At 70.9% G+C, this 14,882-nt stretch carries 9 protein-coding genes and 2 pseudogenes; 1 reads left to right on the top strand and 10 read right to left on the bottom strand.

The window, feature by feature from the left end; translation table 11 throughout:
- Window positions 1-1,437 (bottom strand): annotated as a pseudogene (locus tag ACLQ28_RS20010) (hypothetical protein); the annotation flags it as partial.
- Between the two features lie 134 nt (window positions 1,438-1,571).
- On the opposite strand from ACLQ28_RS20010, the gene ACLQ28_RS20005 reads away from it, so the two are divergent.
- Window positions 1,572-2,285 carry a hypothetical protein gene (locus ACLQ28_RS20005; protein WP_425687875.1) on the top strand — a complete coding sequence of 238 codons (714 nt, stop codon included), beginning with the start codon at window positions 1,572-1,574 and terminating at the stop codon, window positions 2,283-2,285.
- A 24-nt stretch (window positions 2,286-2,309) separates the two neighbouring features.
- On the opposite strand, the pseudogene ACLQ28_RS20000 reads toward ACLQ28_RS20005, so the two are convergent.
- The 9 genes and pseudogenes from ACLQ28_RS20000 to ACLQ28_RS19960 all read right to left on the bottom strand — a co-directional run.
- Window positions 2,310-2,796, bottom strand: a pseudogene (locus ACLQ28_RS20000) (hypothetical protein); the annotation flags it as partial.
- Between the two features lie 321 nt (window positions 2,797-3,117).
- Window positions 3,118-4,500, bottom strand: a complete 1,383-nt coding sequence (locus ACLQ28_RS19995; RefSeq protein WP_425687798.1) for an EsaB/YukD family protein — start codon at window positions 4,498-4,500, stop codon at window positions 3,118-3,120.
- Between the two features lie 4 nt (window positions 4,501-4,504).
- Window positions 4,505-4,816, bottom strand: coding sequence for a WXG100 family type VII secretion target (locus ACLQ28_RS19990; protein WP_425687797.1), 312 nt, complete (start codon window positions 4,814-4,816; stop codon window positions 4,505-4,507).
- A gap of 84 nt (window positions 4,817-4,900) precedes the next feature.
- Window positions 4,901-5,218 (bottom strand): WXG100 family type VII secretion target, encoded by a 318-nt coding sequence (locus ACLQ28_RS19985; protein ID WP_204940878.1) that lies wholly within the window; start codon window positions 5,216-5,218, stop codon window positions 4,901-4,903.
- A gap of 171 nt (window positions 5,219-5,389) precedes the next feature.
- A complete protein-coding gene (gene eccCb, locus ACLQ28_RS19980) occupies window positions 5,390-9,460 on the bottom strand; it encodes a type VII secretion protein EccCb (RefSeq protein WP_425687796.1) in 4,071 nt (1,356 codons plus the stop codon).
- Between the two features lie 9 nt (window positions 9,461-9,469).
- Window positions 9,470-12,214 carry a right-handed parallel beta-helix repeat-containing protein gene (locus ACLQ28_RS19975; RefSeq protein WP_425687795.1) on the bottom strand — a complete coding sequence of 915 codons (2,745 nt, stop codon included), beginning with the start codon at window positions 12,212-12,214 and terminating at the stop codon, window positions 9,470-9,472.
- Complete coding sequence (locus tag ACLQ28_RS19970; protein ID WP_425687794.1) at window positions 12,211-12,996, bottom strand: hypothetical protein; 786 nt, start codon at window positions 12,994-12,996, stop codon at window positions 12,211-12,213. The genes ACLQ28_RS19975 and ACLQ28_RS19970 overlap by 4 nt, the downstream gene beginning before the upstream one ends.
- An 86-nt stretch (window positions 12,997-13,082) precedes the next feature.
- Window positions 13,083-13,754: a LuxR C-terminal-related transcriptional regulator gene (locus ACLQ28_RS19965; RefSeq protein WP_425687793.1), complete on the bottom strand. Its 672-nt coding sequence runs from the start codon at window positions 13,752-13,754 to the stop codon at window positions 13,083-13,085.
- A gap of 108 nt (window positions 13,755-13,862) precedes the next feature.
- The coding region (locus tag ACLQ28_RS19960; protein ID WP_425687792.1) for a WXG100 family type VII secretion target at window positions 13,863-14,882 on the bottom strand (1,020 nt) is incomplete at its 5' end.

Below are 14,882 nucleotides of genomic sequence, written 5' to 3'. Positions count from 1 at the left end.
CCCCCGCGGGCTCCCGCTGCCCGACGACGCCAACGAATCCTGCGGGCCCCGACCGAGCGAGCGGGGCGGCTCGCCCGGACCACCGGGCCCGGTCGGAGCGTTCGCGCTCGCCCCGAGACGACCGGGACCGGGGTGCGTAGGGGTGGACTCGGCACCGATGCGAGTCGGCGTGTGGGGTTGGGCGTCCAGGTTCGCCGGTCGGAAACCGGAGGTGGAGGCCGTCGACTCGACGGGCGCGCGACCGTCGTCGACAGGGCGGGCTGGCGGTGGCGTGCCGGGCGCCTGCCCCGTCCGCGGCGGGGGCCCGTTTACGGCGGTGTCGGGCCTGGGCGAAGCCACCGGGCCGTCGCCGACCGTCTGGTCCTGGCGGCCGGGTCCGCCGGGACCACCGCCGGAGACTCGAGTCCTTGGCGCAGGGACCGGCGGCGGCCCGGTGGTACCGACGCCCTCGGTGCCACCTGTCGCGGACTCGAAGTGGCCCGAGGGATAGTCGCCGGGCCGGTGGAGGCCGGTGCTCGACTCGATGTCCGCCGTCGTCGTGCGGACCGGGGGTGGCGGTGTGCCGGAGGCGTCTGCTCCGACGCTCGGCGGCCCCGGCTGGTCGGTCAGGCGCACGGGCGGCACGCTGGTCGAGCTGCCCCCGCCGGAGGTACGCGCCCGGCCGGACGGGTCCGGCCGGGGGCCGCCGAAGCGCAGCCCGCCGGTCAGGTCGTTGATGTTCGGCAGGTCGAAGTTCACCTTGCCGAACCACTCGCCGCCCTTGCTGATGCGGGTGAACGGTTTGTTGCCGCCGAACGCCAGTCCCGCCGCCCCGCCCACCAGAATGTTGAGGATCTCCATTGCCGGATCCGGCTGGAATGGCACGCCCATGCCAGCGCTCACGCCACCCTGGACACCGAAGCTGATGCCGGCCGCCCAGACGATGCCGTTGACGATCGCACCGATGGCGCTCGCCGCGCCCCTGATCACGGGCACGTAGGTGACCAGTGACGCGATCAGGTCGCCGACGACGTTCATCGCCCGCATGATCGCGTTGAAGGCCGTCGCCAGCCAGGCGAGCCGGGCCATGTTCGCCAACGCGCTGGCGAGCGGGCCGACGGCACCAAGGAACAGGATCCCCGCCGCCCCGAGGACGCCCATGATGATGTTCATGAGCTCCTCGGCCTTTTTCTGCTTGATCGCGTCGCGAACCCCGTTGGCCATGTCGTGCAGCGACTCGGACATCGAGGTGCACGCGTTCACCATCTCGGTGATTCGCCTGTCGATCTGATCGGCCACGCGATCCGACTGGATGGCGGTCTCTCCGGTCCAGGTGATGTCCCGGGCCTGGCCGGTGGCCTTCTTCAGCTCGGCGAGCCGCTCGCCGTACGCCTTCCAGCGATTCGCGAGATCATCGATCTTGTCGGGATCGGGATGGTTCGGTGACGCATCACCCACGTCCCCACCCCCCGATTCACAGACCCGTGGCGACGTTACGGCGACCAAGGGCGGCCGAGAAGATCCACGTTCGTCCGCCGGCCGGTCCCGGAAAAGGGACGTTGCCAGCGGGGCCGCTACGCGCGACGGTGACGATGCGGAATCAGCGGACGACCGGACCGGTCGTCGGACAGTCCCGCGACGAGAAGGGTCTACCCGAAGGGAAGTTCCGGATGGCGGATCCGGCCAAGATCACACCCCCGCCGGCGGACGTGGCACCGCCGACGCTGAGCATCCAGACAACCTGGGAACGGGATACGAGCGCGTCGCCCCAGTGGTTCTCGGGCCCGAAGATCGAGGTACAGGATCCGGTAGCGCCGGACGCGGGTGCCAAGCCGCCGGAGGCCGTCCCGGACGTCAAGGCGTTCGAGGTCAGCACCGGCGACATCGAGGACCGGGTGATCGCGATGCTGAGCGAGCTCGACGGGCAGGTGAAGGACTACAACGACTTCAAGAGCTACGTCGAGGCCCGCAAAAACTGGATCTTCTCCGTGACGGACGAAGACCAGATCGAAGGGGACGGCAACGCGTACAACGGCGAGCAGGACAGCTACTTCCCGAACATGGTCTGCGGCATGCAGGGACCGCAAGCCGCGCCCGACGACTACGACGACAACTACTATGGGGCCAGTCCGGCACAGGTCACTCAGGTCAACACGTACATGGACAACCTGCTGATGGCGTGCGCCGACGTGATCCATCTGGTCGGTCAGTACGCGCTGACCGTCGACAACGCCGGCCAGATCTACGCCAACGTGGACTACGGCGCGAAGTTCCCCGACCCGCCGCCACTCAAACCCATCATCTAGACGAGTACGTCCGAAGTTGGGCCAGTGGTCGTAGGCGATCAGGGATCTGGTCACGGGCTGCCCCGTGGTCCGGTTGTGCCAGATCGCGGCGGTCATCGCGAGGAGCCGCTGGGCGACTCGGACGGCTACCCCTTTCGATACTCCGGCCACCGTGTAACTCAAGGTCGAGTTTGAGTAGGTGCTCGTCCGGGCGTGGGGTGTGGTTGCGGTACGACGGCCGTAGTAACCGCACCCCCCGCTCGGCCAGCCATCGGTCCAACTCGGCGCAGACGTACTCCTTTTCCGCCACGATCAGCAGGCCCGGACGGTCGGTGACGAGGTCCGGATCATGATCGAGGACCACGGCCAACGGGCCTCGGAACGCACCCCGAGCAGCGCCTGCGCGACGGCCAGGGTCAGCAACTCCGCGTCGGAGAGCTTCGGTGGCCTACCCGTCCGGAGTGGACACCCGAGCCAGTCGTCGATCTTCACGTACAGTGCGGTTCAGAAGGGTGTTGAGGTCTGTCGTCACAAACGGATCTTCAACACCCTTCGTCCATGCCCGCAGTGAAGGACGCTCGCCATCCGCTTTGGCTGCCTGCCATGCCGATGTGTGGTTGAGCGGTATACCTCAGAGGTATGAATATGACTCTGAGGTATACCGCTCAGCACCGCATCCGCCCTGACGGAGGTGACCGACGGTCACCGCCGGCCGCCGGCTGCGCCCACAGCCCGAGCAGGGTCAGGACTTACTCGTCTAGGGCCGTCGACAGGGTGCCGTCGTGGGCGGGTCGGGCAGACTCATCCACGACGGCGGCCCGGTTCGCCGGGGCTCTCCCCAGGTTTGGACGCGTCAGCTGACCAGGCCGCGCCCCATCGCGCTCAGCTCGCTGTACACGCCGTAGAGGCCCATGGCCAGTGGTGCGACCGCGAGGCCACAGAGCATTCCGACGATGTCGACGGCCGACCGGCGTCCGGCCGCGGCGGCGCCGCCCAGCGAGACGTCCCTGGTCGCGTCGGTGAGCGGTAGCTGGACCAGCGTGAGGGTCAGGCCGGTGCCGAGCACCACCAGCCCGCCGGCCGTGAGGACGAGCGCCGTGAGGCCCTGCCCACCCAACCGGTCGGCGAGCGCGGCGAGCACCGCGAACAGGCCGATGAAGCCGCCCGCGCCGAGCATGACGGCCTCGCTGGCGAAGCCCGCCTGCTTGGTCCGGATGAGCAGCCCCGCGCTTGCGACAGCGGCCAACGCGATACCCCACCAGCCACCGGAGACCGCCAGCACCGGCAGCGCGACGGCGAGCGCGAGCACCGGACCCGCGATGACCACGGCGAGGATCCGCCGGGCGCGGACCAGCAGCATGGTGACCGCCTGCGCGATGGGCGCGCCCGACTTCGGCTTCGGCGGCTGGGAGGCCCACGCCGAGATGCTGCCGGCGATCCACTTCGAGCCGCCGAGCAACGCGACCGCGGCGACCGTGACCGCCGCCGCCGCCTCGGCGGCACTCACCCGCAGCGCGAGGAACAGCGGCAGCAGGAGCGTGCCGACCAGGAGCTGCAGCTCCACCGCGAACAGGATGATCTCGGGTGTGGTGGCCAGCGCCATCACCACGCCGACGTTCGCGCCGACCACCATCCCGACCCACGACAGGGCGCCTTCCATCATGGAAGCCAACAGCCCCCCGGCCGCGGCCAGGCACAGCGCCGCCGTCAGGGACATGACCAGGCACATCGCGGGCGACACGGCCGAGCGCCGCTGCCGTATCGCCCAGGAGGCGCCCAGCAGCACCAGTGCCGTCGCGGTCAGCGCGATGGCCGCCGTGACCCCGGCGTCCAGCCGCAGCAGGAGAAGACCGGCCGCGGCCAGCCAGGCCAGGGCGAACGCGATGACCACGAGACCACGCGGCGGCTCGCGCCGGCGGTACCCGGCGGTCTCGTCGGCGACGAGTTCCTCGATGTCCTCGATCGCCGGCTCGCCGCCGGGATCGCCGGCGACATCGACCAGGTACAGCACCGCTCCGTCGGCGATCCCGGCGTCGGCCAGGGAGTGCTCCAGCGCCAGCGGTGCCGCGGTGGCGGGGGCAAGGGACCACGCGGGCGGGAAGACGTCATGACTGTCCTGGCCACAGAGGTCCGCGAGGCGTGACGCGTACTCCCCGACGGGGGCTCCGGCGGGCAGGGCGACGTCGACCCGCCGCCGGGAGCCGACGACGGTCACCAGGCTGCGCTGGTCGGACATCTATTCAGTGCCTCCACGTCTGGGTGTTGGCGAGCTCGGCCTCGGTGTAGTTGTCGTAGTTCACCCGGAGGGCGTGCGCGATCATGCCCAGCACCCCCTCCGGGCCGAAGAGCCCGTCCGAGGCCACGTTCCACGCCAGACGCTGGTCCTCGAAGTACGTGGCCGACTCACCGGTCCAGGTGGTGGAGATCGGCGACAGCTTGCTCTCCAGCATGACGAGCTGGTCGATGATCTCTCCCGCGACCCCGTTGATGTACGGGCCTGCACCCCCGAGGGACTCGGGGACCTTCAGCGGGGTGTTATAGATGTCGGGCATGACAGGGCTCCTTCCGGGCCGGCCTGGTGCCGGCGACGTTGGCCGAGGCCGGCACCAGGCCGGCGACGTTGGCCGAAGCCGGCGTCACAGATAGACGCCGGGGATCTCGTTGTTGACCGTGACCAGGTTGCCCGCCGCGAAGTCCTCGACGTCGACGTAGTTGTTGAAGTTGCCGCGCAGGCCGGCCCCGATGTTGAGCAGCGCGTTGTGCAGCATCGTGCCGAACACGTCGAAGTCGTGCATGACCGAGTCGAAGTTCTGGGCGGCGACGCCCTCCCATTCGTCACGCAGGGAGACGACGTACTGCCGTACGGCCGTGAGACTCTGTTCGATCTCGGACGCGGTCGTATCGCAGTCGATCGCCGCAGTGGCGATGTATTCCGGTGTTACGCCGAACGGCACGACGTCCTCCTCTGTTCTGGGTGGCCCTAACGGGTTGGTCTACCGGGCTGGCCGGCTTCTCCGTCCGGTAAGGACCGACCCGGACGGGGGCAGCATCGCAGCCGGGGCGGGGACCGCGACAGTGACTGATTCCGGTGTCCCCGCCGGTCCCGGCCCCGCCCACGAGCCGGGTCACGGGGCGCTCGTCGAGGCGGTCGACGCGGCCGCCGGGGAGTCGGTGGTCGCGGGCGGATCGTCGTCGGGCTGGTCGAGCGCGACCTGGATCATCCGGGTGGGGAGCCCCCGGCGTACCAGGGCCCCGCGCCCGGGCGCGCGCGACGCCGCCTTCTCGGTCCCGAGCAGCGCGCCCTCGCGCGGATCGCCGGAGAGGATGAGCCCGCCGCCGCCGAGTTCCTTGACCCGGCCGTAGAGCGCGTCGCCCACCTGGGTCCGGCCGCTGCCGGAGACCCGGCGGGCGAGCACGACGTGGAAGCCGATGTCACGGGCGTGCGGAATGAACTCGAGCAGGGGCTGGAGCGGCGACTGCGCCCCGCCGCCGACGAGGTCGTAGTCGTCGACGACGAGGTAGATCTCCGGTCCCTCCCACCAGCTGCGGGCCCGCAGTTCCTCCGCCGTGACGGTCGGTGGCGGCATTCGCTCCCGCAGCTTCTCGGCGACCTGCTGCGCGTAGGCGCGGGTCGTCTGCGCGTCCGCGCCGTACGCGCCGAGGTGGCTCGCCGGCACGATGCCGAGCAGCGACCGCCGGTAGTCGACCAGCACCACCCGCGCCTCCCAGCCGGTCTGCCGGTCGATCAGGTTCCGCAGCCAGGTCCGGAGGAACACGCTCTTGCCCGCGCCCGTGTCGCCGAGGACCAGGAAGTGCGGGTCGTCCGCGACGAGGTCGAGGCTGACCGGCGCGATCTCCGGCTCGCCGATACCGATCGGCACCGCTGACGCCGTTTCCTCGTCGGCGCGCAGCTCGTGCCGGTGGATCCGCTCGGGCAGCATTCGGACCGCGGGTGCCGGCCGGGCGAGCCAGGCGGGACCCACCTTCGCCAGGAGGTCCTGCTGGGCCTCGCGCAGCCCCTCGTCGGTGTCCCGACCGTCGACGCGCGGCAGCACCACCTGGCCGTACACGCCGGGCGGGCAGAGCAGCCGGCCCGGCAGTCCCGCCGGCATGGCCTGCGCCATGCGGCGGTTGATGTCGGACTCGTTGTAGTCGTTGAGCCGCAGTTCCAGTCGGGTGCCGATGCTCTCGCGCAGCGGCGGACGAATCTCGGTCCACCGGTTCGTGGTGAGCACCAGGTGGACGCCGACGCCGAGACCACGGGAGGCGATCTCGGTGAGGATCGGATCCAGGTTCTCGATCTCGGTACGCAGCGCGCCCCAGTTGTCGACGACGAGGAAGACGTCGGCGGCGCGCAGCCCGTCCGGCAACCGCCCCGACTCGCGCCGCGCCCGGAACTCGTCGACCGAGTCGATGCCGAGCTCGCGGAACAGCCTTTCCCGGCCGACGATGAGCGACCGGGTGTCGGCCAGTATCCGGCCCACCATCTCGTGGTCCATCCGACCGGCCACGCCGCCGACGTGCGGGGCAGCGGCGAGCGGGTGGAGCGTCTCGCCGCCGAAGTCGATGCAGTAGAACTGCGCCTCGGCCGGCGTGTGGGTGAGGATCGTCGACAGCATGAGGCTGCGCAGCAGCGTGCTGCGGCCGGAGCGGGGCGCGCCGACGACGGCGAGGTTGCCGTGCGGCCCGCCGAACTCGAGCAGCAGCGGCTCCTGCGCCTGCTGCGACGGCAGGTCGACCACGCCGATCGGGATCCGCAGTTGGCCCGCGACCGGCCACATGTTCGCCGACAGCCCGCGCCCGGACTCGACGGCGACCGGTCCGAGCAGCGAGTCGAGCGGCACGGCGCGCGGCAGCGGCGGGAGCCACACCTGCCGCGCGGGGGTGCCGAGGCTCTTGAGCCGGTCGACGATGACGCCCAGCTCGGTGGGACCGTCCTTGGCGACGACCGGCTTCTCCTCGGGCTCCTCCTCGGACAGGTCCGCCCGCCCGAGCCCACGCAGGTCGTAGGGCACGATCGAGGCCGGCGGCTCCTGTGCGCGATCCTCGGGCGCGACGAACGGCGAGGAGACGTGCGCCACCCGGAACCGCCGGTAGATCGACTCGTCCACCTTGAGGTACGCGGAGCCCGGAATCGGCGGCAGCCGGTACGCGTCCGTGGTGCCGATGACGGTGCGGCTCTCCTGCGCGCTGAACGTACGCAGGCAGATCCGGTACGACAGGTGCGAGTCCAACCCGCGCAGCCGGCCCTCCTCCAGCCGCTGGGTGGAGAACAGCAGATGCATGCCGAGGCTGCGGCCGACGCGTCCGATCTGGACGAACAGGTCGACGAACTCGTGATAGGCGGAGAGCAGCTCGGCGAACTCGTCGATGATGATGAGCAGGTAGGGCATCGGCTCCAGCGGCTCGCCGTTCGGGCCGGGCTCACCGAGTGCGCGTTTGCGGTGGTAGTCGCGGATCGAGTCGACGTTGCCGGCGGCCCGCAGCAACTGCTGCCGGTGCTGCTGCTCGCCGACCAGCGCCGACCGTACCCGGTCGATCAACGCCGCGTCGTCGGCCAGGTTTGTGATCATGCCTGCCACGTGCGGCAGCTCGGCGAGCGGCGCGAACGTCGCGCCGCCCTTGAAGTCGACCACGACCAGGCTGAGCAGCTCCGGCGGGTGGGTGATCGCGAGGCCGGCGACCAGCGTACGCAGCAGCTCGCTCTTGCCGGAGCCGGTGGCACCCACGATGAGCCCGTGCGGCCCGGAACCGCCCTGCGCCGACTCCTTGATGTCCAGTACGACGGCGTGCCCGTCGCCGTCCGTGCCGATCGGCACCTTCAACAACCGCTCGGGGGTCATGCCGTCCCAGAGCGAGTTGAGCACGCCGTCCACGCCGCGCCCGCTGAGCAGCGTCTCCAGCATCGACACCGTCCGGGCGAGCACCTGCTCCTGCTCGTCGGTGAGCATGAGCGGGGTGAGGGCGCGGGCGATGAGTTCCGCCATGGTCGGGCTGAGCAGGTCGGCCGACGAGTGCTCGCCGTCCGCCGCGCCGGCACCGGTCCGGCCGGTGAGTTTCAGCCCGCCGTCCTCGGCGATGGTTATCCGCAGGTCGACGCGGCCCGGTTCGTCGACCTCCCGCTGACCGAGGAAGACCAGCGTGATGCCGAGCTGCGGTCCGGCGGCCTCCAGCAGCGAACGCAGCAGCGGCGAACGCCCCCACTCCGACACCGGGTCGAACGCGGTGAACAGCACGACGAGCCGCTGCTGCTGCGGGGCCGCGCCGCGGTCGAAGCTCGCCTGGACCCGCCGCGCGGCGAGCTGCTCGGCGCGCCGGCGCAGCTCGCGCTCCAGGAAGTCGGCCAAGCCACCGGACTGGGTGGCGATCAACGGGATCGCCCCGGCCCGACGCCGGGACTCGGGTTCGAACGTGTGCGGCAGCCACTTCGCCCACTCCCACGCCGCGCCGTCGGGCGCCTCGACCGCGACCAGCACGTCGTCGGGGGCGTGCATGACGCCGAGCTGGCAGAGCATCGCCCGGCTGAGGGCCGCCACGTCGTCTGGTGCCCCGACGAGGCTGACCACGCCCGCCGAGCCGAGGTCGACGGGGATGGGCTGCCGGCCGACCTTGCCCAGCGAGTCGACGAGCCGGCGGGCTGCCCGCATCGACTCCCAGTCGTAGTCGGCGAGCGGGTCCAGCCGGGTGCCGATCTGCATCGGCGTCGACAGCTCGGCGTCGCCCAGGCCGATGCGGACGTGGAGGAAGTCCGGGTCGGACTGCCGCCGTTCCCACACCCGGCGGCCGTTGTTGGCGATCGCCAGCAACCGGTCCGGCTCCGGGTGCGCCCAGGCGCCCAGCATGCGCTGCGTCGAGGCGACCTGCCGGGCGCTGGTCCGTACGTCCATCAGCAGCGCGCGGTACCGGGCCCGTTGGCGTAGCAGCGACCGGCGCTCGTTGTGTTTGTTCTGCACCCGCGACGCGATCGTGGCGGCGAACGACACCACCGCGAAGATGATCGCGAGGGCGATCAGCATGGGCCGGCCGTAGGAGACCATGTAGGCCGCGATGCCGAGGCTGCTCAGCAGCGGGAGCAGCAGGGTGAGCAGGCCGGCGTTGCTCGGCTTGACCTCCGGCGGGGCCGGCAGGACCACCTTGTCGGCGGGGGCCGGCGGCGGCGCGAACCGGGCCGGACGGTGAAACGAGATGCGGGACACCAGTTGCTCCTAGGGCGCGCCGGTCAGGTCGATCAGGTCCTGGGGTTCGAGGGTGGTCAACTGCGCGGTGGTGGGCACGGCAAGGTCGGCGATCCGGGCGGCGTGCCGTTCGGTCATGCGTTGGAACACGCCTCGGGCGAAGCGCCCGTTGCCGAAGCCCTCACCCCGGGCCGCGACGTCGACGTACCGGCGCAGCCCCTCGACCGCCTCGGGGGTGAGGTGGTACTCGTGGTCGGCGGCCTGGTGCCGCACGATGCTCACCAGTTCGTCCGTGGTGTAGTCGTCGAAGGTCAGCGTCCGGGAGAACCGCGACGCCAGGCCGGGGTTCGTGTTGACGAACCGGGTCATCTCAGACGGATATCCGGCGACGATGACGACGACCTCCTCGCGGTGGTCCTCCATCAGTTTCACGAGGGTGGCGATGGCCTCGTGGCCGAAGTCCATGCTGTTGCCGTCGGAGACCAGCGCGTACGCCTCATCGATGAAGAGCACCCCGTGCAGCGCCCGCCGGAAGGCGGCCTGTGTCTTCGGCGCGGTGTGCCCGACGTACTCGCCGACCAGGGTGGAGCGGTCCGCCTCCACGAGGTGACCGCTGCCGAGCATGCCGAGGGCGCGCAGGATGCGCCCGTAGAGCCGGGCCACTGTCGTCTTGCCCGTGCCCGGGTTGCCGGCGAACACCAGGTGACGGGAGAGCGGCGGAGGGCTGAGTCCCGCCTCGCGGCGGCGCCGCACCATCTGCATCAGCTTCACGAGCGAGCCGACGTCCTGCTTGACCTTCTCCAGCCCGACGAGCCGGTCGAGCTGCGCGAGCAGATCGGGCAACTCGTCGGCGTCGGTTGGATCCGGCTTCCCCGCTCGCGCGGTGGGCTGGCCGGCGTCCCCGGCGTGCCCGAGGGCCACCCGTCGCACCCGGGACCCGCCGTCCTCGGCCGGCATGGTGGCGGTGCCGACGTCCGCGCTGGTGCACTGGTCGAACGTCGGCGTCGCCCCCTCGACGAGGGTCAGGTCCTCCTCCACGTCGTGCACGTGGCAGCGGCGCAGCACCGGCGCCGCGCCGGCACCGACGTACAGGGCCGGATAGCCGGTGGCCGAGATGTCGACGTCCTCGACGGTCCCGCCCGCGTCGGCGCCCAGGTACACCCCGTTCTTCTTGCAGTTGGTCACCGTGCAGGCCCGGATCGACGGGTCCGCGCCGGTCCAGACCACCACGCCGGTGCCACCGCAGCGCTCGATCTCACAGCCGTCGACCACCGGGGCCGCACCGGCGTCCACGAACACGCCAGCGCCGCCGCACGCGCTGATCCTGGTGTGCCGTACGGTCGGGCCGCTCCCCTTCGCCACCTCGACGCCGGTCTGCCCGATGTCGCTGATCACGCAGTGCTCGACCAGCGGTCGGTGCGGGGTGTCGAGGCGCAGCCCGACCTCACTCTCGGAGATCGTGACGTGGCGCAGGTGGGCGTCGCCGGTGTCCTCCACCGTCACGCCCCGCTGCCGGGCGCGCTCGACGCGACCACCCTCGACCCGCACCAACGCCCCGCCGGTCACCCGGACACCGCACTCCGAGGTGTCGGCGATCACGCAGTCGGCGAGCCCGGCGATCGCCGTACCCCCGAGGTGGACGGCGGTGTACGTGGTCTGCCGCACCGTGGTGTCGCGCAGCACCGCGCGCGCCTCGCCCGCCAGGTAGACGCCGTTGGCACCGGTGTCGACGACCGTACCGCCGTCGATCCGGGCCTGCGCGCCTCCGAGCAGCGCGACACCGGTGCTGCGGGTCCGCGCCACGTGCGTGCCGGTCATCGCCAGGCGCACCTCACCGCTCGCGATCACGCCCGCGTCGGCGGCCGTGTCGATGCGGCAGTCGCGCAGGTCGGCGTTGGCCGGACCCGCGAGGGATACGGCGGTGCCACCGGTCCGCTCGAACACGCAGCGCTCCAGCCGGATCCCGCCGGGCTCGTCCGCGCCGGTCGCCGGCGTGTCGAGCAGCGGCCGGGCCGGCAGCGGGTCGGGCCACCAGCCGACGGCGAAGGGCGCGCTGCCGCTCGCCTGCACCGCGTCGCCGTCGTTGTCGAAGAACTGGCTGTCACGCACGACCGCCGACGCCTCACCCTCGACGAGCAGCGCAGCCGTCGCGGTGTGCGAGAGCTCCACCCGGTCCAGCTCGACGGAGGCGGCGTCGCGCAGGTGCAGGCCCGCACCGCTCACCTCGCGCACCGCCGTGCCGGAGAGCACCACGCGGGCACCTCCACGGAGTACGAGGCCGGCGCCCTCCACGTCGTGGACGGCGCCGCCGACGAGCCGCGCCTGGGCCGAGTCGGCGACGTCGACGCCGGCGCCGGCGGTCCCGGCGACCGTGCAGTCGCGCAGGGTGGCGCTCGCGCGGCCGGTCACCTCGACGTACCCGCCCCGGACCTCGCAGCCCTGAAGCGACAGGGCTCCGGAGGTGACGGAGACCGCCGGCCGGCCGCGCCCCTGCGCCACCAGGCGCAGGCCCTGCACGGTCACCGTGCCGCCCCGGACCACGAGCGCCGGTCCCTCGGCGGGCGCGATCTCGACCTGGCCGCCCGCCTCAGCGACGATCCGCACGGTGCGTTCGAGGATCAGGCTCTCCCCGTAGCGGCCGGCGGCCACCGAGACCACTGCGCCGTCCCCCGCCGCCCGGACCGCCGCACCGATGGTCCGGTGCCGGCCCCAGCCCTTCGCACCGACCCGCTCGATCCGGGCCGGTGCGGTTCCGACCCCGCCACGCTCCGTCACTTGTCCGCCAGCCCGCACGTGATCCGCACCTGGGAGACGATGAGCCGTTCCCGGTCGCTGCCGGGCTTCCCGCGCGTGTTCAGCCGTACGGTGAACTTGCCGTTGGTGACCGGGAACGCCCCGGCCGCCTGCCAGTCGCCGGATCGCGCCGCCTGGTTGAGCTGGAACGTTCCCTGGGACGCGCCGTCGCGGCCGGCGGTCACCGTGAACTGGGCCTTGGTGGCCGGCTTGAACTCGTCGCCACTGATCTTCGGGGCGTAGACGGCCACCTCGCAGCGTTGGACGCCCGTGCCCGGGAGGAACGCCCAGACCAGTGACTGCGACGGGTCGTCGATGTTGGGGTCACCGCTCATCGGGACGGTCGTGAACGACCCCCGGCAACCGTCCGCGGCCCAGGCGCCGTCGCGCACTGTCGCCCATTCCGGCGTACGGCCCTTGGCCTCGAACGTGTGGTCCTCCGCGCTGCGACAGTCCCAACCGGTCACGGCCGTGTACGACGTCGGCCCGGTCTTGGCCGCCTGCGGCGTTCCCGCCGGTCGTGCCCCGCCGCCCTTGAACAGCCCCAGCACCAGCCCGAAGAGCAGCGCGCCGATGACGGCCGTGGACGCCACGAGCAGCGCGGTGTGCGGCCGGGCCACGGGCCGGTCCGGGCTCGGCTGTGCCCGCGCGTGCTCGATGAACGCCCGGACGAACTCCAGGCGTTCCGCATGCGGCGCGGCGGGCGTTCCGTCCGGACGGCCCGCCGCCGGCGGCCCCATCGTCGACACGTCGCTACTTTCCACGCTCTCCTCGCACGTCGTCTCGTCTCAGCTCGTCGCGCCTTGATCGGTCGCACCCTGGCTCGTCACGCCGTGGGTGCCGTGGTTCGTCATGCCGCCGGGAAGCGGCGGCCGTTGCTGGGCATGTGACCGAGTTCGATCGCCATTCGCGTCAGCTCGGCCTTGTTTCCGGCGTTGAGCTTCGCCCGGATGCGCTTGGCGTACGTGTTGACCGTCGCCTCGGTGAGCCCCATCCGGCCGGCGATCTGGGCATGGGTCAGGCCGCGGGCGATCCAGCGCAGCGTCTCCACCTCGCGGGGCGCCAGCCCGGCCGGATCGGCGTTCACGTTGCGCACCAGGTCTGCCTGGAACTGTTCCGTCAGCTCAGGGCAGACGTAGAAGCCCCCCTGCCCGACCGTGACCAGGGCGGCGACGATGACCTCTCCGTCCGAGTGACTCGCGACGTACCCACGGACGCCGGCACGCAGCACCGCGCCGAACGTGAGCGGGCGTTCCCACGACGAGCTGACGACGGCCGGGCCGTGCCTCGCCAGTGACTCGATAACCGACAGCGCCGGGCCGCCGGGCCGCAACGACACGTCGAGAATGGAGACGTCGAACGCCACGCCCGCGCGGTCCAGGTCCTCGACGCACCGGACCGAGGTGGCGACGGCGAGGCCCGGTGTCTCGGAGACGAACTTCTCCAGACCGGCACGTTTCACCGGATGGTCGTCGATGATGGCGATGCCGAGCATCTGCTCCTCCTGGTCAGGGCCGAACACCAGGGCAGTGCCCGTGGCGCGAGGTTCACCCGGGCACGAGACCCGGGTGCCCTGACAACGGAGCGGTCGGGCAGTCCGTTCAACCGGAATCGAGGCTTCCTCCGACGATCACTTCGGCGTGAAGTTCCCCGCGTTCTGCGACTCCGCGTTGACGTAGTTGTGGTAGGTGGCGCGCAGCCTCCTCTCCGACTCGTCCAGCATGGTGAGCAGGTTGTCGCCCGCCGTCTTCAGAACCGCCGCGTACGCCTGGAAGCTCCCTCCGGCCGGGCTCCTCCAGTGCGCCTCGACGGACTTCAGCGCACTCTGGAGGTCCCCGAGTTCCGTCGCGATGTCCCTCCGTCGCAGCCCGGTGAAGTCGGCTGCAGACGCCAGCTTGTCGATCTCGACCGCGAAGGAGAAGTGGCCGCCGTCGGGTCCTGGCCTGAACCCCTCGGTCGGCGTGCCGTTGGGGTCGAACTCGATCCAGTCGTCCTTGCCGAACACCCACCTCACGTCGCCGTTAGGCAGGTACTCGATCCCGAAGAAGCGGTTGGTTTTGGCGTCGTACCCGCGGCGGAAGAAGCCGGCCTCGAACTTGTCGAAGATGAGGTCGTCCCCGACCGTCAGCTTGATCGGGGCACCGTCGGGCCCGTACACGGTGACCTTGTCCCCGACCACGACCTTGTACCCGTCGTCGCCGGTGTTGTACGTGATGTCGATGTCTTCGCCGGTGCTCGTCTTGCCCTTCTCCGGACGTCCCTTCTCGTCGAACTCCGTGAAGATCGAACCATCACTCGTCTTCATCCAGTACGGGTCGCCCTTCTCGTTCACCCGAACGACGACACCCGACCCGTACGTTATCTCCGAACCACCATCCGAGTTGTACACGATCCCGACGGAAACACCCTCAGCAGTCTTACCGCTCTTCGGATCACCATTCTCATAAAACTCCGTGAAGACCGAACCATCACTCGTCTTCATCCACACCGGATCGCCATTCCCGTTCACCCGAACGACAACACCCGACCCGTACGTTATCTCCGAACCACCATCCGAGTTGTACACGATCCCAACGGAAACACCCTCAGCAGTCTTACCGCTCTTCGGATCACCATTCTCATAAAACTCCGTGAAGACCGAACCATCACT

The sequence above is a fragment of the Micromonospora sp. DT201 genome (assembly GCF_049841575.1).
GTDB lineage: Bacteria > Actinomycetota > Actinomycetes > Mycobacteriales > Micromonosporaceae > Micromonospora.
This window is presented reverse-complemented; position numbering and strand designations above follow the sequence as displayed.